The 23,301-nt window shown below is 48.4% G+C and carries 19 protein-coding genes and 1 pseudogene; 6 read left to right on the top strand and 14 right to left on the bottom strand.

Annotated features, from left to right (window positions below):
- Nucleotides 1–1,281: 1,281 nt before the first annotated feature.
- A pseudogene (locus LJ740_RS23475) lies at nt 1,282–1,860 on the bottom strand (AAA family ATPase); the annotation flags it as partial.
- Nucleotides 1,857–3,101, bottom strand: coding sequence for an exonuclease subunit SbcD (gene sbcD, locus LJ740_RS14975; RefSeq protein ID WP_229529920.1), 1,245 nt, complete (start codon nt 3,099–3,101; stop codon nt 1,857–1,859). The pseudogene LJ740_RS23475 and the gene sbcD, both read right to left, overlap by 4 nt.
- Before the next feature lie 242 nt (nt 3,102–3,343).
- Here sbcD and LJ740_RS14970 point away from each other — a divergent pair, with 242 nt between their 5' ends.
- The gene (locus LJ740_RS14970; RefSeq protein ID WP_229529919.1) at nt 3,344–4,108 is read left to right on the top strand and encodes a class I SAM-dependent methyltransferase; all 765 of its coding nucleotides are present in this window, start codon (nt 3,344–3,346) and stop codon (nt 4,106–4,108) included.
- 62 nt (nt 4,109–4,170) lie between these two features.
- Here the strand turns inward: LJ740_RS14970 and LJ740_RS14965 are convergent, their stop codons facing one another.
- From LJ740_RS14965 to LJ740_RS14955, 3 genes are all read right to left on the bottom strand, one after another.
- Complete coding sequence (locus tag LJ740_RS14965) at nt 4,171–6,144, bottom strand: TonB-dependent receptor plug domain-containing protein (RefSeq protein ID WP_229529918.1); 1,974 nt, start codon at nt 6,142–6,144, stop codon at nt 4,171–4,173.
- Between the two features lie 133 nt (nt 6,145–6,277).
- Complete coding sequence (locus tag LJ740_RS14960) at nt 6,278–7,036, bottom strand: type 1 glutamine amidotransferase (protein WP_229529917.1); 759 nt, start codon at nt 7,034–7,036, stop codon at nt 6,278–6,280.
- 50 nt (nt 7,037–7,086) lie between these two features.
- A complete protein-coding gene (locus LJ740_RS14955) occupies nt 7,087–8,028 on the bottom strand; it encodes a 2-hydroxyacid dehydrogenase (RefSeq protein WP_229529916.1) in 942 nt (313 codons plus the stop codon).
- A gap of 66 nt (nt 8,029–8,094) precedes the next feature.
- Between LJ740_RS14955 and LJ740_RS14950 the strand changes: the two genes are divergently transcribed.
- Entirely contained in the window at nt 8,095–8,514 is a 420-nt protein-coding gene (locus LJ740_RS14950) for an SRPBCC family protein (RefSeq protein WP_229529915.1), read from the top strand.
- Between the two features lie 55 nt (nt 8,515–8,569).
- On the opposite strand, the gene LJ740_RS14945 is transcribed toward LJ740_RS14950, so the two are convergent.
- From LJ740_RS14945 to LJ740_RS14930, 4 genes are all read right to left on the bottom strand, one after another.
- Nucleotides 8,570–9,034 (bottom strand): hypothetical protein, encoded by a 465-nt coding sequence (locus LJ740_RS14945; RefSeq protein WP_229529914.1) that lies wholly within the window; start codon nt 9,032–9,034, stop codon nt 8,570–8,572.
- Nucleotides 9,035–9,066: 32 nt separating this feature from the next.
- Complete coding sequence (locus LJ740_RS14940; RefSeq protein WP_229529913.1) at nt 9,067–10,689, bottom strand: response regulator; 1,623 nt, start codon at nt 10,687–10,689, stop codon at nt 9,067–9,069.
- A gap of 262 nt (nt 10,690–10,951) precedes the next feature.
- On the bottom strand, nt 10,952–11,626 hold the full coding sequence (locus LJ740_RS14935; protein ID WP_229529912.1) for an anti-sigma factor family protein: 675 nt from the start codon (nt 11,624–11,626) through the stop codon (nt 10,952–10,954).
- Nucleotides 11,627–11,634: 8 nt separating this feature from the next.
- Entirely contained in the window at nt 11,635–12,132 is a 498-nt protein-coding gene (locus tag LJ740_RS14930) for an RNA polymerase sigma factor (protein ID WP_229529911.1), read from the bottom strand.
- Nucleotides 12,133–12,301: 169 nt separating this feature from the next.
- Between LJ740_RS14930 and LJ740_RS14925 the strand changes: the two genes are divergently transcribed.
- Entirely contained in the window at nt 12,302–14,107 is a 1,806-nt protein-coding gene (locus tag LJ740_RS14925) for a S8 family serine peptidase (protein ID WP_229529910.1), read from the top strand.
- Here LJ740_RS14925 and LJ740_RS14920 read toward each other — a convergent pair.
- Nucleotides 14,076–14,999 carry a hypothetical protein gene (locus tag LJ740_RS14920; RefSeq protein ID WP_229529909.1) on the bottom strand — a complete coding sequence of 308 codons (924 nt, stop codon included), beginning with the start codon at nt 14,997–14,999 and terminating at the stop codon, nt 14,076–14,078. The genes LJ740_RS14925 and LJ740_RS14920 overlap by 32 nt on opposite strands.
- A 276-nt stretch (nt 15,000–15,275) precedes the next feature.
- Here LJ740_RS14920 and LJ740_RS14915 point away from each other — a divergent pair, with 276 nt between their 5' ends.
- Nucleotides 15,276–17,627, top strand: a complete 2,352-nt coding sequence (locus tag LJ740_RS14915) for a DNA polymerase II (RefSeq protein WP_229529908.1) — start codon at nt 15,276–15,278, stop codon at nt 17,625–17,627.
- Here the strand turns inward: LJ740_RS14915 and LJ740_RS14910 are convergent.
- Entirely contained in the window at nt 17,619–18,197 is a 579-nt protein-coding gene (locus LJ740_RS14910; protein WP_324255615.1) for an HAD family hydrolase, read from the bottom strand. The genes LJ740_RS14915 and LJ740_RS14910 overlap by 9 nt on opposite strands.
- Before the next feature lie 133 nt (nt 18,198–18,330).
- Here LJ740_RS14910 and LJ740_RS14905 point away from each other — a divergent pair, with 133 nt between their 5' ends.
- Nucleotides 18,331–19,401, top strand: coding sequence for a transporter (locus LJ740_RS14905; protein WP_229529906.1), 1,071 nt, complete (start codon nt 18,331–18,333; stop codon nt 19,399–19,401).
- Here LJ740_RS14905 and LJ740_RS14900 read toward each other — a convergent pair.
- The 3 genes from LJ740_RS14900 to LJ740_RS14890 form a co-directional block, all read right to left on the bottom strand.
- Nucleotides 19,398–19,940 (bottom strand): response regulator transcription factor, encoded by a 543-nt coding sequence (locus LJ740_RS14900; protein WP_229529905.1) that lies wholly within the window; start codon nt 19,938–19,940, stop codon nt 19,398–19,400. The two genes, LJ740_RS14905 and LJ740_RS14900, sit on opposite strands and share 4 nt — an antisense overlap.
- A 31-nt stretch (nt 19,941–19,971) precedes the next feature.
- Nucleotides 19,972–21,240 (bottom strand): sensor histidine kinase, encoded by a 1,269-nt coding sequence (locus LJ740_RS14895; protein WP_229529904.1) that lies wholly within the window; start codon nt 21,238–21,240, stop codon nt 19,972–19,974.
- Between the two features lie 74 nt (nt 21,241–21,314).
- Nucleotides 21,315–22,562, bottom strand: coding sequence for an NADH:flavin oxidoreductase/NADH oxidase family protein (locus tag LJ740_RS14890; RefSeq protein ID WP_229529903.1), 1,248 nt, complete (start codon nt 22,560–22,562; stop codon nt 21,315–21,317).
- 93 nt (nt 22,563–22,655) lie between these two features.
- Here LJ740_RS14890 and LJ740_RS14885 point away from each other — a divergent pair, with 93 nt between their 5' ends.
- Entirely contained in the window at nt 22,656–23,060 is a 405-nt protein-coding gene (locus tag LJ740_RS14885; RefSeq protein ID WP_229529902.1) for a MerR family DNA-binding transcriptional regulator, read from the top strand.
- Nucleotides 23,061–23,301 lie beyond the last annotated feature (241 nt).

The following is a 23,301-nucleotide window of genomic DNA, read 5'->3' as shown; positions in this document are numbered from 1 at the left end:
TGCAAAAATCGTGGTGTCATCAACACCGGCCAGTTCCAGATGATGTTTTTCCGAGCCACATAGTGGACAAGGCTCCCCAGCCCTGAGCAGGTCCCGGTACTGAGCAATCTGAGCGCTTAAATCCAGTTGTCGGGTAAGACTTTTCAGCAACTTATCTTGTTGCTGGTAGGTTTGTCGCAGTTGCTCAACCTGCTGTTCTGACTGAGTTAATTCTGTTTTTCGGGTGTCTGCTAAGTCACGCTGTTGCCGGTATTCCTGTTGCTGAGTCTGCCATTGTCGTTGCAGCTCCTGCAAGCGCATAAGTATCGGCAATTGCCGGGCTAAACGTTGATTTTCTGCCACCAGCTCTGTTCGGCGCGCCGCTGTCATGATGTCGTCACGCTGTTGTTGCAATAGCAGCAATTGCTCCTGCCTGGCAGTATGGCTGGCGGATATTTGCTGCAGGTGCATTTCAGCCTGTTGAATGGCCACACCCAGCGTTGCTATTTGTTGCTTTACCGCCTGCTGCCGCTGTTGTTTATGCTGTTTTTGCTGTGCAGTTTTTTGCAGCTGTGCCGCCTTTTCCCGCCAGCCAGAAAGCAGATTACCGATGTGCCCTAACCAGGCTTTGTCCGAGAGCCAGTCATTGAGCTCCTGTAATGCAGCCTCTTGTCGGGCTTGCTGTTGTTGCAGTTGTACTTTTTGCGTCTGCAATGCCTCAAGTGCGGACTCGCCTTGTTGCTGTTGTCGCTGCCCTTCCTGAATTTGCAACGCTACGGCACTGATATCTTTTTCCAGCGGGATCAGTTCCTGTCTGACCATTTTTTCGGTTTCGGCTAATCGTTTGCTGGCCTCGGTAAAGGCACTTTGTTTATCTTGCAGGGTCTGCTCTGCGTTGATTTTTAGGGACTGACACTGCTCTTTTTCTTGCCCGGCACTGGTACTTTCCAGACGCTTTTGCTGCAATTGTGATTTACAGTCAACGATGACCTGCCAGTCCGGTTTGAGCGTTAATGCCGCTTCGGCTTTGTCCAGACGCAGGAAGCTGTCAGCCTGATTTTCCAGTTGAACCTGAGCCTCATTGAGTTGTTGCTTGCTATGCTGAAACTGCTGTTCCAGATCCTGTCGTTGTTGCCACCAGTGCAACTGACTTTCTGTACTGAGTAGTTGTGATTTCAACGCCTGGTGATGGCTATCGGTATTATCCAGCTCCTGGGTTAATGCTTCACGGGCTTCTGTTGATAACAGCTCTGCACTGGCCAACCGGGTTTCCATGTGTTCCAGTTGCCGCCGGGCCTCAGAACGCTGTTCAGCGGCACGTTCAGAGATTTTGCCATATATTTCAGTACCGGTGAGTTCTTCCAGCAAAGCAGCCCGCTCTTCTTCCCTGGCATTTAAAAACGCGGCGAATTGCCCCTGTGACAACATCATGGAACGCGTGAACCGGGCAAAGTCCAGTCCGGTGATCTGTTCAATCAGTTCCGCTTTTTGCTTGATTTGCGACGCCAGGATCTGACCAGAATGCACTTCAGCCAGTTCCACATCTGCGGGTTGCAACTTACCGTCGGCTTTGCCCCGGGCACGGCGCATCGACCAACTGGCGCGATAGGCTTTGCCCTTAACATCAAATTCCACCTCGGCACGAGATTCGGCGCATCCGCGGGTCATAATTTCGTTGCTGGACTGACTCAATGCCCCAAGGCGCGGTGTTTGATGATAAAGCGCGACACAGATAGCGTCCAGAAGTGTAGTTTTACCGGCTCCGGTGGGGCCGGTAATGGCAAACAGGCTGTTATCACTAAACTCAGAAGCAGTAAAATCGATAAACCAGTTGCCACGCAATGAATTTAAATTGGAAAAGGCCAGTGACAGAATTTTCATGGTGCGCTTCCTCCGTCTGGCTCACTATCCTGCTCCAACGTCGTTTCAATCTGGCTAAACAAGGTTTTTAATCGGGCAATCCGTGCTTTTTCATCCTGCTCAGAAAACGCTTCCAGAGCCAGACGCCGCTCAAATACGTCCATTGGAGTCAGTTCATTCAGCGTTTCTACATAGTCATCCGCTAGCACCTCTCGGCGATGTTTTCTGGCCCGGGTGATCTGCAGTATTTCGATTGCGGTGTTTTCTGTCATTTGCTGAAAGCGCTGCTGAAGATCCGACAGAAAGTCTTGCTCTGTCACTTCCAGGCTCAGCCAGATGGAAGTCTCTTTGTCCAATCCGGAAATTTGTGCTTCCAGTTCATTGAGATTACCTTTGAGCTTTTTCATGGCCTGAAAACAGGGCACAGCGACAGGCTCAACGGAATGTAGCTTGTCCTTTTCAAAACACACCAGATTAATGCTTTTGGGCTGATTGAGTTCGTCGAAGCTCAGCGGAATGGGGGCACCGGAATAACAAATATGCGCATTGCCGGCCACCTGTTGCGCTTTGTGAATATGCCCCAGTGCAATGTAATCAGCATTGGGAAAATCACTGGCAGGAAATCCGTCCAGACTACCGATATAAATGTCGCGTACTGATTCAGTTTGTGAAACCCCTAACGCGGAAAGATGCCCGGTCATCAGCACCGGCAGAGTTAAACCCTGTGCTTGTTGCAATTGCCTGGCCTGCTCAATCAACTGTTGATAATGCGCCTTTATTGCCTCCCCCAGTTGGTGTCTTTTCTCCAGTCCAGATTGTGCGGCACTGCTGAGCAGTACATCCCGGGGACGAATAAAGGGCACCGGCGTAACGACAAGACCGGGCGTGCCCGAGTCGTCTTGCAGCAGCAACAGTGCGTCTTCGGTTTTTTCGCTAACCTGACTAATGACATGGGTATTGAGGTGTTTGAGCAGATCTTTGGATTCATTCAGAACCGCTACAGAATCGTGATTTCCGGCCACAAAAATCAAGGTACAGTTTAAATCTTGCGCCCCAATAATAAATTGGTTGTATAGTTCCCGGGCATAACTCGGCGGAGTGCTGGTATCAAAAATATCGCCGGCCACCACCAGAGCATTCACCTGTTCCCGCGCAATAACTTGCAGTAACCAATCCAAAAACTGTTGATGTTCGTTTTTGCGATGACGGGTATAAAAATGCTGACCTAAATGCCAGTCAGAAGTGTGAATGACTTTAAACATATTCAGTGGAATTATCTGTGGTGAAAATCAGAAGCTATCGGGCTACTAAAATATACCGTAAGTTGCCCTGGGATTAATCCCTTTTTTTAAACTATTCGTAGCGAATACGGTGACAATTTTTTCTGGCAGGTCTATCTTTGACCATGCTGTCTGGGCCTGTCAAACTTTGCGCTACATTCCTGCAGCAACAATATGCAGGCTCCAATAATAACCGGAAAATCGCAATAAAAATGAGGAACCTAATGATTAAAAGCCTATTGAAAACCACCGCGCTGGTATTGAGCATCGCCAGCTTTAGCACGCTGGCAGACGATTTTGATGCCACCAAATCGAAATTACAGCAAGCTTTGCAGTCGGAATTGCGCAGTGACGCTGATAAAGAGCGCGATGCGAATCGCTTGCCAATTGAAACCCTGGCATTTTTTGGGTTGCGGGATGACATGAAGATAGTAGAACTGATCCCAGGCGGAGGTTGGTATACCCGTCTGTTGGCACCCACCGTGGCCGAAAAAGGACAGTACTATGGCGCTCTGGGAACCGGACGAATTAAAGACTGGGTAAACACCCCCGGCTTTGAAAAAATGACGATTGTCGCTGAGGATGCCAAAATTTATCGCGCTGAAGGCGACAAATTTTATACCTTAGAGCTGCCCGAAACAGGACTCGGGGTCAGTGATGTTGATATGGTGCTGACCTTCAGAAACTATCACAATTTCTCGGAAGAAGGACGACGCGCCATGAATGAAGCAGCATTTGACGCCCTAAAATCAGGGGGCATCTATGCTGTGGTGGATCACACTGCGCGCCATATGGAAGAGCCAAATCGTGAAAATCGACGTCGCGTTGACCCGGTGTTGGCGATCAAAGAAATTCTGGAAGCCGGCTTTGAATTTGTAGACTATTCAGATTTGCATTACCGCAAAGATGATGAGCTGATTTACGAAGTGGGCCGCAAAACAGTCACAGGCAACACAGACCGTTGGACCTTTAAGTTCCGCAAGCCATAGGCTAAATTGCCGCTGGTTTTTCAGCATCGCAAAGAGTAGGTGAATGCGCCGACGCTTTGCCGCTAAAAGAAGACCCGGGCTCCCACTTTAACCACAGGGTCTTCGTCTCCTGCGGTGACAGTGCGTAGCTCGTTTAAGTCCTGCCAGTCCGGTACGGCATAATCATCAGACAATACATTTTCCACTGCCAGATAGGCCTGCCAGTCGTCCTGATTATATTGATATTGCAGATTCAGCAAGGCGCTTTCATCGACCGCGGCTCTTTCACTGGAATAACGCAGACTGAACCCCAGACTGTGTCTGATATTAAAGCCCCAGACAGCACCGAGCTTTGCCATCCAGCGGGGTACAAACTGACGACCAATGTCCATTTCTGAACGATTATTGCCTTCGTGCTGATAACTCAGATTCGAAAACCATTTCATGTTTTTAGTGACAAACTGGTAATCCAGCTCTAAACCATAACGCTCAAAGTCATCTGTGTTTTCAAACCGCACCTCAAATTCATTACTGCGCCGTTGGATAAAATCATCTGCATGGGTCCAGTATAAATTGGCGATAAACAAAGTGTTGTCTTTGGTGTAGGTATACGCAATATCAAGGGTATCCACTGTTTCAGCCTTGAGATCACTATTTCCTACAATCACACCGGGGGGAATATCAATGCCTTTTTGAAAAAAGTTCGGCGCATTAAAGCCGGAAGAATACAGCACCTTAATCGAACTATAGTCGTCTAAGGACTGAATCAAACTAATTCTGGGCAATACATTCGAACCAGACATCTGATTGTCTACAAAGCGCATTCCCAAAGAAACCCGCAAATCGTCGAAATCCCGCAACCACTGGCCGTAAACGGCCCACTCAGTGGTATCATTTTTATCCATGGTCTTTACCCGAACCACGCCATCGCTGTCGGTATTCAGGTAATCACCGGTTTCCCGATGCTCGACTTCCAGTCCGGCAACCAACTCGGTTTTTGCATCCCATTGCACTATATACTGGCCGCCCAGGCGAAACCGGTTGTTATCTTCCCCATCACCAAAGTTTTGCACGCCAAACTCCGTGCCGTTAAACAAGCGTTCCGTGGGGATCCGTAAATAAAAGTTGTTGTAATCTGCGAACAGTCGAAATTGTTGTGTATCTCCTCGCCAGTGTTTATCCGCTTTCAGCAAGCGCCCCCGTTGTTGCATTTCGCCCAGGTTTAACATGGATGCTGCCGCGGCCAGGCCCTGAATCGCAGAGCTGAACTCCTGATACTGTAGCGATAAATCCTCTGAATGCCACCCTAACATTAAGGACTTGTCGTCAGGTTGCTTGGTCACCAGACCACTATCGGGAACCTGTTCCGGAATAAAGGCTGGGATGGGACGATTGTTATAAAAAGCCTGATAATCATGACTCTTGTGCCAGTGGCCCGCTACGGTAAAAGTGCCGCCCTGAAATTCAGTACCATAATTTAGTGCGGCAGATTTGCCACCTTCGACATTGAGCATGGCCACGGCACTGCCACCGGATGTTTTTTTAGTGACCACATTAATGACTCCGGCAGAGGCATTAGTACCGTGGAAAACCGTGCCCGGACCGCGAATTACCTCTATGTGGCTGATCGCTTCCAGCGGTATACCGGCTACCGGTATATCACTGTGAGAAGATTGCCAGTAAGGTACACCATCTAACTGAAACAGCACTTTTTGATTGAAGGCTTCAAAAAAACCTCGCAACATCACAGATTGCGTACCAATTGCCGTATGGTGTACATCTGCGCCAGGTAACATGGCAATCAGATCCGCCAAGGTGTGAATACCCATTTTTTGAAAAACCGAAACCTCAATACGCGAAACGACAGCCGGTGCTTTGAGGATGTTTTCGGATTGCGTGGAGGCGACACTGACTTCCAGTTCCAGCAATTGCTCAAATGAAAGCAGTCCCAACTGTTGAGCATCGGATGTCTCATCCGATTGCGCCTGCAATGGCATGCAAAACCATACTGCAAACGCACAAAGATGTACTTTTGTTGACCAATTTCGGGTGCGCATTCATTACCTGTTGTAATTTTAAACCGCCTGTAAGCAACCTGCGTCAGACAGCAGCTTTAACCAATCCGGCACATCTTGGCCGAACTCTGATAGGTCTTAACTTACAGTGTGGCTTAAAAAAAAAGATTTACCACTACCAATTAGTCTTATTATTCTCAGGGGGTAAAACTAAGGTATCAACAAAGCGTTCTACCAACAAATTAGACCAGGGGGTATCCTTTGCATGACTGATCACCTGGTTAAAGTGTTCTGCATTTTGAGTGTATTGTGCCCGAAATACCGACAGTCTTTCGATCAAAATGTCCTTGTCGACTTCCGGGTGAAATTGAAACGCCCAGAAAGGCCGTTGATGCACTTTAAACGCATGAGGACATTGTTCTGTGTAAGCCAGTAATTCACAGTTAGATGGCAATTGTGGGGCGCGTTCGCGATGCACACTAACGGCGTAAAATGGATTGGGAAAGCCGGAGAACAGCGGGTCCTGATAACCTGCTTCAGTAATCTGGATAGGCAGTGTGCCGATTTCGAAATCGGCTGTATCACGCACGATTTCACCGCCCATCGCCAGTACAGCCAACTGAAATCCAAAGCAGGAAGCAAACACCGGTTTTGCGTTTTCCTTGCAGTATTGCAACAGTTGCACACAATCAGGCACAAAAGGATAAACTTCCGGCTCCAGAACACTGGCTTCGCTGGCACCACCGACTAACACCGCATCAAAATTATCTACCAGTTGCGGTGAAAAACGCGGCTGATCAAACACATTGAGTACCGACAGTTGGTCAGAATTGATACCAGCAAAGCGTACAAAACTGTCAAACTCCTCTTCCCGCACCTGGGGTTTATCGCGAATCTGCACCAAAAGTAATTTTAGCTGCGCACGAGTTTTCATAGATACCTGCACCACATTTTTGCCATTTGAGACCACATTCCATAACTACTTTAATACCCCAGCTTCCGGTTGACAGCAACCGGAATCACACCTTTCTCAACATAATCGGTTATGTTTTCGGCAACGACCTTACTGGCAGTAAAAGGGTTGGTGGGTGCCGAGATATGAGGCAAAACCGTAACTCTGGGGTGATGCCAGTAGGCATGCTCCGGCGGCAAAGGTTCGGTGGCAAATACATCGAGTATCGCGTGACGAATAGCCCCACAGGATAAGTGTTTTAACAAAGCTTCATCATGAATAATTTTACCACGCGAAAAATTGATGAGATAACTGTCAGGCGCCATCCAGCTCAATGTTTCCTCATTGAGCAACCCTTTGGTTTCGTCTGTCAGCGGCAACAACAAAATAGTAATATCCGCAATGCCCAACAGATTCCGCAACGAAGTGCGTCCGGAGGAGGCATAAATGTCGCCGACCACCTGACCAGAGCGACGCGCCCAACAGTGCACCTGATAGCCAAAGGAAGATAACAATTGAGCACTGTGTTGCGCCATGTTACCAGCCCCAAGCAGAACAACATTCAGATCTTCATTGGCCGTTACCGGGTGAGGCTGCCACAACGATTGTGCCTGTTGCTGACGATAGATGGGATTGTGTCGCTGGCAATTCATTACCCAGCACAACACACTGTGTGCCATGGTGGTGGCTAGTGCCGGGTCCTGCATTCTGACCACCGGCACATTGCCTAACGTCGGGTTGGTGAGCAGGTTTTCCACACCCGCCCAGGTACTTTGTATCCACTTCAGATTGGGCATCTGGTTAAAATCAATCGCATCAGCGTTAGCTACAATAGCCACCTGCGCCGCTTTTTTTTCGGCATCTGTCAGTTCGTCCAGTAACTTAAACTGGTGTTCAGACATCTGAAGTTCGAAAGCCTGTAACCATTTTTTCGCGGCACTGGACTTTTTATTAGGAACAAACGGAATAAGCATTTTCATCACCTTGTTTATTGCGCGCAACTGTTGAATAATTCGATAAACTCATTCACGCACTACACTATGCTGCAATTCGCGCTGGAAGGTACCTTCAATAACAACGTCAGTAACATTTTTGCTGCCTGGCATGAACCTGACAAACTGATCAATTGGTTTAATTTGAATGACCTGGTTATTGGTCAAATCATGTCAGATTTTCGCGTCGGTGGAAAATTTCGCTTTCATTTATACGACGTTACCGGCGCATCACATATTTTGATGGGAGAATACAAAGATATTCAACCCAATGTGCGCCTGCAATTTAGCTGGCAGTGGGTGGGCGAACCCCACCTGAGCGAAGTGGAAGTATTATTTGACGACGTAGATGACAAGACCACCAATATCCAGCTGACGCATTCCGGCTTTGACGACGAAGAAGATCAGACGCTGCATCACGAGGCCTGGGTAGGTTGCTTAGACAGGCTGGTACTGGCCAGCAGATAATCCCTCTCACAGCTGAAGTATGACGGGGGAGCAGCCTGGCCTTTGAGCAAGGCTCTTAAAATGGGTAAATGATCGATACGCCGGCAACTGTTGCCTTCTCGCCATCAATAAAATCCACCGCCATTTCGGGCGCTAAGATGTAGCCGCTGCCAAAAAATTCATAGGAAGCACTCAAACGCATTAGTTCTTTGTGCTTTGTTTTCTTGCCCCCGATGCGTTCCTCACCGAAACCCAGCCCGAGACGCCAGTGATCGGAGGGATGATAGAAGAAAGAACCCACCCATACGTTTACACCATCACCGTGATGGCCTTCCCGGGTGCGTTCCCACACGCCACCTACGCCAAACTGCGACGACAATTTGTATTCGTAACCAAATCCTATCGTGGTGTCTGTCTCACTTTCAAAGTTTGTGGCACCAATAAAAATGGCCGGATAGTGTTTTGCATCTCCGGCGGCCTGTATTCCAAATGCACTGAGAGAAAGCAAGGTCATAGCGGTGAGTTTCGCAATGGAATTCATAGCGGGTTCCTGATTGTGTGTGTTTTAAAAAATTAGCTGTTAACTTCCGCCTGGTCAATTTTCAGCACTTTAGAGAAATGCGACAGCTTGTTTTTGGTGTCGGCTTCAGGGTCATTGGCTGCAACAATAGCCACGCATTCTGCCGCCAGTGCAACCTGCTGCTCATCCAGTGTTTCCTTTTCCCGTTCTACCATGGCAGTCAGCAGGCGCAACAAGCTCATGGCCAGTTGCGGATTATTAGGCGATAACTTAAATGCCTGAGTCAAGTTAGCGTAGGCCGGTTTAAAGCGCTTCTCTTTAAAGTGAACCTTGGCCATCTCACCCAGCTCTTTTGCGGTGAAGTGAATCTCCTTGCGCTCGATCTGCTCCTGCTCGACGTACTCTGTAACCACTCGTCCTGACCAGGTATCCCCGCCGATCTGTTTTTTCACCTCTTCCAGTAATTTCAGGCTTTCTTCCCGGTGGCCCAACTCGTGAAAGGCCTTGACCTTTTCCAGGTTTTCATCGATGGACCCGGTGGCCTCTTTCGACACACTTTCCTTGAGTAACTTGTCCGCTTCCTTCTTGTTTTGCCTGACGCACAGCAAGCGTACTTTAATTACCGTCAAAGGCTCCGCTAATTGTCGGCCAAATTCCATTTCCAGCTCACGCATCATGCGCTCAATTTTAACGAACAAACTCCTGGCTTCTACATCGGATAAAGTTGTGGCCAGATCCAATGCCGTACGCAATACGTTGAGCCGCAGTTCCGGGCTATCGTGAATAGAGTTTCTGGCATACCTGGCAACATTTTGCGCTGCCATATATTGCCCCATGCGATCGTGATTCAGACGAGCCAGATCACAGGACTTGCGATTGCGTTCAATATTTCGGGGCGCCAGTTGCGTGGCGGTTTTTATTTCTTCGTAGGCGTTTTTATAGTCTTCGTGCTCAATGTAATACTGAGCTAACACGTCGTAAACCAGAAACCGGGTATCTTCTCTTTCTTTCAACTCGGTAATTTTAGGCTCCGCCTCTTCCAGCTTATTTTGCGCCAACATGGCCCTCAGCAATCCAATACTCACCCATCCATACTTGTATTCGTGCTGTAATTCCTGGTAGTAGTTTTGCGCTTCTTCATACTCAAACAGTTTGAATAAGCATTCGCCTTTAATGCGTTTGATGTTGGGGAAATAGTGGGCCAGCTCATTGCGCTTCAGTAACTCATCGGCCAGATAAATCGCAGAACTGTAATTTTCGGTATCGACACAATAATAAAGCCGGTGCAGTTTATTGCGAACTTCAAAAATATGCCGCAACCGGTTTTCCACGCGACTTCTGTCCAGTGGTTTTACCCAAAAATCATTGGGTTGCATTTCCACCACGCAATGCACCAGCTCAGGCGCGGTCTCGGCGCTCAGGAAGATCACCGTGGTACCCTTGGTAACATGGCCTTTAAATTTGAGTTCTTCCAGCAGGTGAAAGCCGTCTTTATCGCTTTGCACATTAAATGAAATCAGTACGATATCAAATCGGGTTTGTTCACATCGCCGCACCGCATAATACGCATTTTGCGCTGTCGCCAGTTTGGTAATTCCAATCTCAAACATCGCGCTTTTGATTAGCTCATGTACCAATGGATCTTCATCTATGATCAGTGCTGTCAATTCGCTCACTCTGCGAGCCGGTGGAATATCTATCAATTCCCAAATCCTTACCTAAAAGCCACTACCTGGAGCAATTTCCTGAAAACCGGAATACCCTCACCAGAACGTGTTGACCTTTGCCAAAGATGGACACAACAAAGGTCAACAGGCTCAATTTCAAGTATATAGCAAAATGCGATAACGAAAAGAAATGCCTGGGGCAAATTTTAGAGGAAAAGTGATATTGCTGACTTTAGGGGCAGATTTTCGCCCCTGAGTGCTAAAAAATCAGTTATTTCAGGCTTTGCAACAGGTGCATCGCGTCATTTTCTGTCAAAGGCGTTAAGCCTTCCTGCGCGATGTATTGCTCAACACCGTCATAGTGACTGCTGGCCGTAACATAATATTTGTCGCTGTCATTGCCTTTTATTGCAAAGACTTGTTTTTGCCATTGACCCTGTTGATAACAGGTTAATCCATGCTCGACGTTTTCAGCTTCACGGGCATAGTACTCCCGGCACAAAGATTGATTTTCATCGAGAAAACTTTGCACAACAACAACTTCAGTACCATTTTCCGACAACCAGTTTTCGTCATCAGCCAGCTTGCTTAACATGCTGCCTTTTAAATTGATCCCTGTTGGCGAAGGTTGACCCAGTAATAAATATCCCATCACACAAACCACCGCCACCGAAGCGGCCAATGGCAAAATGCGACGCCAGTTCGAATCCGAACGCGTACTTGTTGTGCATTCAGTCTTCAGCAAAGCCTCGAGTTCTGCGCTGACCGGCTCGTTTTTAAAATCCGGGATCGCCGTTTTTACATTGTCACTGAGCGCCTTTAGTTGCTGATACAAATGATTAAATTCAGGCTCTGCCAACAAACGACGCTTGACAATAAGGGTTCTCTCGGAGTCCAGCTCATCGTCAATAAATTGAGATAATAAATCGTAATCGTCTTGTTTCATCGTTCTACTCACAGTTTACTTTCGATCAACTCCAGCATTTTCTTCCTTGCTCTGGATAATCGGCTCATGACTGTTCCTTGCGGTATCTCCAATACCTCAGCCGTTTCGGCGTAACTGTACCCCTCGATAATGACCAAACTGATGATCATTCTTTGTTCATCATTCATTTGATCAAGGACCACCAGCACCTGCTCCAGTGTGTAGGCACTTTCCTGATTACCTTCTGCGGTATCCTGATCCATGTTGGGGATTTTATTTTCTATCACCGCTTTAACCCTGACATCACGAGAGCGGATCTCGTCAAGCCAGATATTTTTACACACCCGCAGTATCCAGGGCACTGCAGAAACATCTTTCGGCAACCCCTTTTGCAACAGTTTTAGCACCAGGCTTTGCACCAGGTCATCGGCATCCGCCTTTTGGCCTGTCAGTGAAAAAGCAAAGCGCCTTACTCTGGGCAACTCCTCCACTAATATCCTTTTTAAATCATCTTGAGAGTGATTCATCCTTACCTTCTGAGTGTAGAACGTGACACGATTACAATTTATTCCAAAATTTTTTCATTTAGGGATTTAGATACGGTATTAATCAAGCAATAATGCGCTATAAAGTGAAATAAATCACAGATCTCACCCGTTATATCATACTAAGTTAGTGTAAAATATTGGGTAAGTCATGAAATTCTTGAAAGGTGTGACCGTGGACAACTTATTCAACAGTAAGCATACACACATCGTTTTGCGCGTGTACCAGGTGCTATTTGCACTGGCGGTTTTCTGCGTCACCCTGTTCAGTATCTCGCTGGCTCAGGCCACCGACAGAAACGCCGAAAGACGCGCCGAAATAGCACTGGAAAGAATGGCTGAACAGCACGCTGAAAGAGCATTGCGCCGGGCAGAACAGCTGGCAGAAATGCAGGTTCAGCGCAGCAGCGAAGAGCAGAGCATCAACTCCGGCGTCAGAGCAACTGAGCAGGCTGTTGAGCGGCAACTGGAAGCTCGTCTGTTGTTGCGCATGGCAGAAAAGCAATTTGACCGCATGGCCGCCAATCCACATGTTACCCGGGCTTACCTTGCAGCCGCCGAACGGGAACCTCACCTTCCGACTCGCCCGGATCTTCCCGAAGAACCCGAGTTTCCAGACGATCCCCTTGATGATGGGCTGGGTAGTTTTGATCCTGACGAGCAGGACGAACCTGGTGAAAAGGGCAACGATGAAATAGAAGAAGTGGAAGACGTGGTGGAAGACCAGGTTGAAGACACGTTGCAGAACAACAGTATCGACAGTGAATTTTCTGATTTGCAATTTGAACAGGCACTGACCTCTATCCACAGTGATTCCAGTTTACTGCGAGAAATCGATGAACAGCAGGTATGGACCACGGAGTGGGTCATTATGGCCGATATGGACGCAAAACAAGCGCTTGAGCAGGAAGGTTACGAATTCAGCAATGAAGAATTGTTGGAGTCGTTTGGCAGCATTATTGCGAGTGTAAAAGCCCCCGCGTCTTACGATTTACACGATGATTATCAGCAGGTCATGGAGCGACTGGAAAAACACGATGCGGTTCTGGATTTTAATCATATCTATACCAATATATACACCAATGCCACTGACTCTGCACCTGAGGTTACACAGGGTATTTCTCCCGGCGAGTTAATGCGACTGAACCAGCAAGGCATACGTATCGGAATGGTGGATACTGCGATTGATATGCAACACCGTCTGTTACAGGGTGTGCAGATTTCACAGCAGCACTTTACCCAGGATAACCAAAAGCCGGTATTTACACACGGTACGGCAGTTGCGTCGGTATTTTCCGGAAAAAGTCCGCACTTTCAGGGCATTTTTGATGACATTGCCCTGTTTAACGCATCGGTGTTTGTGGAATCAGCTGACACCGGCTCTATCACTACTGCCCTGAGTTTGTTGCGGGGGCTGAACTGGCTGGTGCAGCAAAATATTAAAGTCATCAACATGAGCCTTGCCGGACCACCCAACAGATTATTGCAAAAAGGCATTGAGCAACTATGCCAGCAAGGCATCGTCATTGTTGCCGCCGCCGGCAATGAAGGTCCATTTTCGGAGCCCATGTATCCGGCGGGCTACAGCTGTGCTGTTGCGGTTACCGCAGTCGACATGAAAAACAAACTCTACAAAAAAGCGGTGCGCGGCAACCACATTGACGTCGCGGCTTACGGTGTGGATATTCTGGCGGCCAGTGATAATAACAGCACCAGTGCTCAGTCAGGTACGTCTATCGCTGCACCGTTTGTAACCGCCTGGATTGCCAGCCAGCTACCCCAACAAAGCGATGCAAATAATTGGGTCGAAGTGGCCCTGAATCGCTGTATTGATCTCGGTGATGAAGGTGTTGATCCACTGTATGGCCGGGGATTATTACCGCAAATATCACACCCGCTGACGGCACAAACCGGCATCAACACCGCTAAAAGTGATATTGCAAAACAACGCTACTGATTTTCTGATCATAACTGGCTGACGATAACCTGGAATCCTGTTCGTTAAGGCGGAAACTGGCTGCCAGGATAAAGTTATCCGTTAACTCTGTTTCCCACTCAATATCCCACTGTCTGCGATTATCCACTCTGAATTCATCCAGCTTTGGATGTAACTGCTGATTGTAATTACGGCGCAAATAACGCCAGTTGACTCTCACCTTGTGAGCTTTGTCTAACCACTTTAATTTTTTAACCCAGCCCACGCGAAACTGGCCAGAGGTAAAGCTGTATAGTGAGTTTTCAGCCTCTTCCTTGCCACTGCGCACAGAAAATAACAAATAGTGGTTAATGCCCTGTAAAAAGTGATATCCGTCCAGGGTAAACTCCCTGCCGTCCGCGGAGCGCTCCCGGTCTGTTTTAATGGTTTTATCTGTAATGTTTAAGGCCAGGTTTAAAAACCATTGTTTGCCGACAAAAAAAGAAAAGTAGGGTGAATACTGCTGCATAGACAAAAAACCTTCACCGTCCAGATCCGAGGTAATGGCCTGGCTGCGCAGGCCCGCGGTCAATTTCTCGAAATCCCGGCTATATCCTGCCGAATAAATTTGTAACGATGAATCAAAAGTATTGCTTTCTCTAAAGTTTTTGCGAATTGCATTAGCGGAAAAAAGCCATTCGTTGGTGTCGTCCGGGGTGTAGCGATAATTCACATGCAGCCGCAATAGCCTGCTGGAACTGCTGTCATCCACCACTGAGTCTAACTCATCAATAATCACCGTCGAATCGTTTTCAATCCCGGCTTCGAGACGACCTTCCCAGCGGTGTTTTTCCTCGGTAGTGGCAGATGCCGATTGCAGTAACAGCAACGACACAACCCACCAGCACAAGCTCAATTTAAAGATGTAATGCATTTAATTTCTCAAATTTTTAAATTACTGGAATAAATATCAATGCCTGCCCGTCTCTAGTATAACCAGGCGATTTAATCTCCTGGGAAACTTACCTAGAGGTTCTGAATCGCCTGACAAGGATCAGGTCGGGCTATTCAGCGATTTAATGTTCAACGGCAGCCTCCCCTCCTTTATTCCTGACAAAGTCAAAAAAGTCCTGTAAACCCAACTGACTTTACTGTATTTATTACCAGTGTATGCCATGCTGGTCAAAGTTAAGCGCAATTTATCCAAAGAATGAATCAGGAATTAGTCGAAGGTTTTATCCTGTCCCGAAAACAAACAGAGTTAGCAGGTATTACCTATCTGGACTTTTGGTTGGCTACGGATCAAGGCCCCCGTAATATTCGTACGCCAGGCGCCCAGTTTGTGTTATTTGTCAGTACCGCAGAGCTAAGCAACAGCAGCACAGAACTACAACACCATCACCCAAACATCAGCCGCACAGAATTAGCCTTAACCTTGTTTAGTGGTGAGCACTGCAGCGCGCTTTACGCCAATAGTCAGGCGGATTTTTTCGCCCTGCGGGACTGGCTCAAGCACCAGGGTATTACCTGTTATGAGGATGATATACGACTCGCTGATCGCTACCTGATGGAACGATTTGTCTACGGCAGTACCCAGGCGCTGGGCAACACGGATAAACATGGCCGACTGCTCAACGCCAAACTCAGGCCCAGTCAGTACACGCCTCACTTTACCCCTTTGTCTCTGGATATTGAATGCAGCGAAAAAGGTGAACTTTATTCCATTGGACTTGCCACTGCAAGCCGACAATGTGTATTGATGATAGGTGAAGCACAGCAAAACGCGCCGGACTGGATCCGCTGGGTGCCAGACGAAAAGGCCCTGCTCCAGCATTTTGTGCATGAATTTATTGCATTCGACCCGGATATTATTGTGGGCTGGAGTGTTATCAGTTTTGATTTTCGTTTGCTGATCAAACGGGCGCAGCGGCACAACATCCCTTTAAATCTGGGCAGAGACGGCTCGCTAATGACCTGGCGTGATGCCAAAACCGGCAGTCAGCCGGGGTTTTTAAACCTGGCAGGTCGCCTGGTGCTGGATGGCATAGATGCACTGAAGGCCGCTACCTATCAGTTCGACAGTTTCAGTCTCGAATCAGTGTCACAGGAGTTATTGGGAAAGGGTAAAAAAGTGGAAGATGTGGGCAACCGCATGGCCCACATTAATCATGACTTTATGCACAATAAGGTGAAACTGGCAGAGTATAATCTTCAGGACTGTCTGTTGGTGTTAGAGATATTCGACACCACCCGTCTGATGGAATACCTGGTATTACGCAGCCAGATTACCGGGCTGGAACTGGACAGAGCTGGCGGTTCAGTGGCGGCCTTTACCAACCTGTATCTGCCTAAATTACATCGGGCTGGCTATATCGCCCCCAATCTTCCAAAAGATGGCGGACTGGCCAGCCCCGGCGGTTATGTGATGAATTCCAAACCGGGACTCTACAAGGACGTTCTGGTGCTGGACTTTAAAAGCCTGTATCCCTCAATTATTCGCACCTTTAAAATCGATCCATTGGGTTTAGTGGAAGGATTAAAACACCCGGAACAGGCCATTCCCGGCTTCAAAGGCGGCAGCTTTTCCAGAGAGAAGCACTTTTTACCGGACATTATTACCCAGCTCTGGCAACAGCGGGATGTGGCCAAACGGGAGCGGGACAGTGCCCGCTCTCAGGCCATTAAAATCCTGATGAATTCCTTTTATGGTGTACTGGGTTCAGGGGGCTGCCGCTTTTACGATACCCGCCTGGCCAGTTCTATCACGATGCGGGGTCATGACATTATGCAAACCACCGCTCGCTGGATTGAAGAGCAAGGACACGAAGTGATCTACGGCGACACTGACTCCACCTTTGTCTGGTTAAGCCAGTGCCAGGATGCCCAGCATGCTAGCGAGATCGGCAACCAGCTGGCCTGCATGATCAATCAACGCTGGCAGGAGAAACTGCGCCAGGAGTTTGATCTTGATTGTTACCTGGAACTGGAATTTGAAACTCATTTCAGTCAATTTCTGATGCCCACGATTCGCGGCTCAGAACAAGGTAGCAAAAAACGTTATGCCGGATTAAAAAAAACCGATACCGGTGAAGAACTGGTATTTAAAGGACTGGAAACCGTGCGTTCTGACTGGACAGCACTGGCCAAAGAATTCCAGACCCGGCTGTATAGCATGGTGTTTGCCGGCGAAGATGTCAGCCAGTACATTACCGACATGGTTAATCACACCGAACAAGGGCATTTCGACGCCAAACTGGTGTACAGGAAGCGATTACGTCAGGGCACTGACAAATATGTCAAAAACGTCCCACCCCATGTAAAAGCCGCACGACTGGCAGATCAGCAGCTTCAGGCCCAGGGCAAGCCACGTAAATACCAGCGCAAGGGCTGGATCAAATATGTCCAAACCATCAATGGCCCGGAGCCACTGGAATTTCTCACCAGTACTATTGACTATCATCACTATGTTGAAAAGCAACTACGCCCTATTGCAGAAGGTATTTTGCCGTTTATTGGCCAGAACTTTGACACCATCAGTTCCCGCCAGATGGGTTTATTCTGAACAATTACGATCATTAAAAAATGCCAGAAACTCCGCATAGCTGGCAAACTGCCAGGTGGCATCATGCGCCCAGTCAGGTGGTCCCTGCAGGGTCATTAATACGCTGCGCATTCCGGCATTTATGGCGGCATTAATATCATGTAAATAATCCCCAACGTATATGGTTTGTTGCGGTGTCAGTGACCAGCTTTTGGCTATTTGCAACAATGCGGTTGGGTCTGGTTTTGCAGGAGCACATTCCCGGGTTAATACCTGTTCAAAGCGCAGGCCGGCTTTTTGCAATTTAATATCGGTGGCAGCGCGACAATTGCGGGTTACAACCGCCGTTCGAATATCCTGTTGCTGCAAACAGGCCAGCGCTTCAGCTACACCGTCGATAATCTCACTTTGATGAGCGTCTTCCAGCTCCATCGATTCAATTTGTGCGATCGCCTGATGGCGGTGTTGGTCATCGGCAATATCATCGATATATGTCAGGATATCCTGCTCAGCAGGACAACCTACCGCCTTGCGCATTGCAACAAAATCCAGTTGCGACGTCACCAACGTGCCGTCCATATCAAATATCACACCATTCACAGGTGTATTGAACAAAGGATTAATAATACATTCTCCGCTGGTTATCTATCGCTGCGACATTTTGTCACAGGGTAATTATTTTACGACAGGTTAAAATCAGATTTTTGCTTTTATTGTTGTCATCATGCCCTATACAAAAATTAACACCTTGATTGCTTTACTGTTTGTTTCCTCAGCCAGCCTCGCCGACAGCAAAATTGCCGGCAACACCAGTACCCCGGATAGCCACGCTCCCATAGGTGTGATGGGAGATCATACTCATAAAGCCGGAGAATGGATGATTTCTTATCGCTTTATGCATATGGCCATGGCGGATAACCTGCAAGGCAGTCGCGATATTTCTGCACAAGATATTGTTACAAGTATTCCCAACCGCTTTGCCGGAAACATGATGCAACCGCCTACTCTCAGAGTGGTACCGGTGGAAATGACCACCGACATGCACATGCTCGGAGCCATGTATGCGCCCAGTGATGATATCACCCTGATGTTAATGCTGAATCACTTATCTAAAGACATGTCGCACATTACCTTTCAGGGGGGAATGGGAACCAATCAACTGGGCAGTTTTGAGACTAAAACCAGTGGTCTGGGGGATACCAAAGTGGCCATGCTGTGGAACCTCAAAAAAACCGCTGATTACCAGTTTATCTTAAATCTGGGACTCAGTGTCCCCACCGGCGACATAGACGAAAGTGACCATATCCTGACACCAATGAACATGACCCCGGAAGTCAAACTGCCCTATCCGATGCAGCTGGGGTCCGGTACCTGGGATATTGAACCGGGCTTAACCTTCACCGGACATGCACACAACTGGGGCTGGGGCGGTCAGCTGAAAGCCACCTTCAGGCTGAACGACAATGACAACGATTATTCGCTGGGTGACAAATTACTTGCCAGTGGCTGGATCAGTCACCGCGTTAACGAACAGCTCAGCCTGTCAGCCCGACTGAGTTATCTGGATCAGGGACGCATTGACGGCATAGATGCCGAAGTCATGTTACCGGTGCAAACTGCAGATCCGAGCAACTCCGGCGGTTCGATGTTAAACCTGGGCATTGGTGCTAATGTGTTACTGCCAGACGGTCACCGACTGGCAGTGGAATATGAAACCACCCTGGATCAAAAAGTAAATGGCGTGCAAATGGCTATGGACGATATGCTGACCCTGGGCTATCAGTACGCGTTTTAGCTATTAAAAACCGGGCGTTTCAGCAATTTGCGCTGCAGTGTGCGGCGGTGCAGTTTTAACTCTCTGGCTGTCGCGGAAATATTGCCATCATTGCGCAGCAGGGTTTGTTGAATGTGCTCCCACTCCAGTTGGGCGGGGGTCATGGCAGCAGTAGGGACTTCCTCAGCTGTGGAGACTCCGGATTCAGCTCCCAAAGCAGATAATAATTCCTTAAAGTTCAGGGGTTTGGTCAGGTAATCATCGGCACCGCGCTTTAACGCTGCCACTGTGGTGGCGATACTGCCGTAGCCGGTCAGGATAACCAGTTTAGCCTCCGGCCAGCGATCACGGCAATCCTGCAAATAGGTTAACACCGACTCAGTCCCCAAATTCAGATCCAACACCAGGTGACTGAAGGTTTTATCGCTGTTGAGTAAATCCATCGCCTGGTGAAATGCCGCCACCTTAAAACCATACTGTTGCAACCGCCGCTGTAGCGTCGCCACAAACACCTGATCGTCATCCAGTAGCGCAATGTCATGTTGTGTATCTTGTGGCATGGTCAGATGTGCATGTTTCCGTGAGCAACCCTCAATTTGCCGGTAATGTTATCACGATTTCATGAGGCACGGCATCCGATGAAGACCAGTTGTAAACCATACTACCGGATAGATGCTCAACAGCTGACTGGGCAAGAAGCGCTCCCAGCCCCAACCCTTCAGAGTCTGGAACAAAAGCCTTGCCCAGTATTTCGATGACATCGTTACCGGGTTTTTTACCGCGGTGATAAATTTTGATGGTGAGCCGCTTGTCACGGCATGCTGCGGTAAACTTCAACAACTCAGCACCCGCCTGAATATTGGCCTGATAACAGTTGTCCAGAACATTGTTCAGCGCAAATCGCAACCCTTCATTCACCTTGACCAGAATATGCTGACAGCTATCTGAAAAATCCGATGCTACCGGCATATCAGGATGCGTAGTGGTCCACTCTGCCAATACGCTATTCAGCCAGACCATAACCTCAGCGGACTCGATGTGATACTGCACACTGGTGCGGGACTTTGCCACCATGGATTTGAGTATTTCAGTGCAGCGTTCCAGTTGTTGCTGTGCCTGAATGACATTGTGTTGAATATCATCTGCTTGCAGCGACTGCTCCTGAATTTCATCCAGTAACATTCTGGCAGATGAAATCGGTGTCCCCAGTTGATGACTGGTGTTGGCGGTCAAATTAGCAAACGCCAACAATCGTTGATTGTTGTGAAAGCGCTCCTGATAACTCAGGTTTTGTTGTTGAAACTGATTAATGCGATGTCGCTGCTGGGAGATGAACCCGGTTAACACCGCCAGAGAGAAGGCAAAGGTCAACCACATACTCTGGATGTGGCTGGCCATTTCCTGTGGCCCATGCGCTGCGCTATGGTGCATCCCGTGCGCCTTATCCGATGAGGCCATCTGCGCCAATTCGACGACGGATAAACCCGATAAAACGCTATGACATACCAGCACCAAAACGGTTAACAGCCAGGCCTGCGCCCGATTCAACAGCAGACTGGCTATCAATGGTGGCAACATTAAAATTGCCCCCCAGCCGGACATAATGCCCTGATTAAAATACAGGAAAACGCTGATTGCTAATACATCCACCATCAGACTAAGCAGAATCTGTGTGGCATCAGGTTGATTTTTGACAAAGGCCCAGGCCCCCATCAAGGCGTAAAACGCCATCACTGTCACAAACCAGATGGAAGACTCACTGGCACTATACCAATAAATATTGAGGGCCAGGATAAACAAACGCAACAAGCCCAGTTGTATCCTGGAGGTCTGTACAGCAGAAAACATGGATTGCCACATCAGGCTCATAAATTGCGCGCAGGGAAGTGAATTTGCTCTACATTTCCATGTTTTTGCTGAAAATACCAGTCCGATTATTTTACTTCGGTTCGATACTGCCTGCGATATCGACGGGTAAGCTTTGCCGCCCGCAACTGGTCGCTCAGCAACGAAAACACGGGCGACAATGAAGCTTTAACCGATTTACCCGCCCCCAGTCGATGTAATTGCCGTTTCACCATCGCCATAGTGGCCAGGCCACTCAGGGTTTTATCTTTCCAGCACACCAGCGGAATAGTGCCTTCAAACGTGTTATCCGACTGCCATCTGTTGGGTAAATCTGGCGTGTAAGCCATTGCACTGGCCATACCCACCAGCGCTACATCACTATTTATTACTTCTTCTGCTACCGCTAAACGACGAATGCCGCCAGTGGTCATTAAAGGAACTTTGGACACCGCAGCAATCTGTTGTGCGAAACTCAAAAAGTAGGCTTCCCGCGCCAGGGTTCGGCCATCAGCAGTGCGCCCCTGCATAGCCGGCGCTTCGTAACTGCCACCGGAAAGCTCAATAAAATCCACGGCCAACTCAGACAACATGTTCACCACATTGGTGGCATCATCAATATCAAAACCACCCCGCTGAAAATCAGCCGAGTTGAGCTTAACACTAACCGCAAAAGACGGTGACACCACAGCCCGGATGGCTTTGATGACCTGCAACAATGCCCTTGCCCTGTTCTCAAGCGTTCCCCCCCACTGATCCTGGCGCTTGTTGGTGAGCGGCGACAAAAACTGCGCCAGGAGATAACCATGAGCAGCATGAATTTGCACCCCATCGAATCCGGCCTGTTCAGCGCGGCTGGCAGTAGTAGCAAAACGCGCAATCAGATCCTGAATTTCAGCTTCGCTCATGGCTTTAGGTTGAGTAAATAGTCCGGAATGCGCGCCCATGTCCAGCGCCACATCCGACGGCGACAACACTTTGCCGCCCATCTTCTTAAAAACCTGACGCCCCGGATGATTGATCTGCATCAGGATTTTGCAACCGTCCTGTTGGCTGGCAGCTGCCAGTTGTTCAAAAGGCTCAAGCGGGGTATCAGCTTCCAGTGCGACGCCTCCGGGTCCGGTCATCGCCAGGTGGTCCACCATCACATTGCCGGTGATGATGAGTCCGGCTCCGCCATTCGCCCAGGCGCGATACAGCCGCTGTAAAGGCGCTCCCGGCAATTGCCCGGCACCTGCCATATTTTCTTCCATGGCAGCCTTGGCAATTCGATTTTTTAATTTCAGGCCACAGGGCAGTTGTAACTCAGAAAATACCGGTGATACTGGCGATGTCATGCAATACCTCGTTCGATTTCGCGTAAATCAAGATTGAAATTGGGAAATCCAGACTCTAACCTTAAAGCAAGGTTTAAGGTCAAGTAACAAATCATGAAAATTGGCGAACTGGCAGCTCAGACAGGTATTGCAGCGTCCACCATTCGGTTTTACGAAAAACAGGGCTTGCTGCCGAAAGTTCCCCGCAATGACGGCGGCTATCGGGTGTACGATGACACTATAAAAGCCAGACTGGATTGTATTCGTCTGGGCCAAAAATTGGGTTTCAGTTTGCAGGAGTTGCCGAAACTGCTCAGCCATGACAACAATCTGGATCACGCATTGATCATGCGACGACTTACCGAAAAGCAACAGGAAATCACGATAATGATGCAACAGCTGACTGTTCAGACACAGCAGATAGCCGCCCTGCGTCAGCATTTACAATCCGTCTGGGACAGCGGTGCCTGCGTCCCTCCTCATGAAATCGCCGCGCTATTAGCAAAAGCCGGGACATAGATCGAAAAAATATTAAAAAACCGGGAATGGGTAAATATGTCAATGTCAAAACCCACCGGGATTTACCCTGCTGACGGGAAACCAGTCATGGAGTTCAATGCACGGCCGTACGATAAAAAAGCGCTTAATCACTGAAAAACACAAGAAATTCTCAGATTTGCAGATACACTTAAGAGACGACACTAAGCATAACTATGCCAAATAACGCATAGTTACCCTGAATTCTGGCACACTGAGGTCC

Origin of the sequence: Planctobacterium marinum, from assembly GCF_020687805.1 — a bacterium.
Classification (GTDB): domain Bacteria; phylum Pseudomonadota; class Gammaproteobacteria; order Enterobacterales; family Alteromonadaceae; genus Planctobacterium; species Planctobacterium marinum.
Note: the sequence above shows the minus strand (reverse complement) of the source record. Positions and strands in the feature narration are given on the sequence as shown.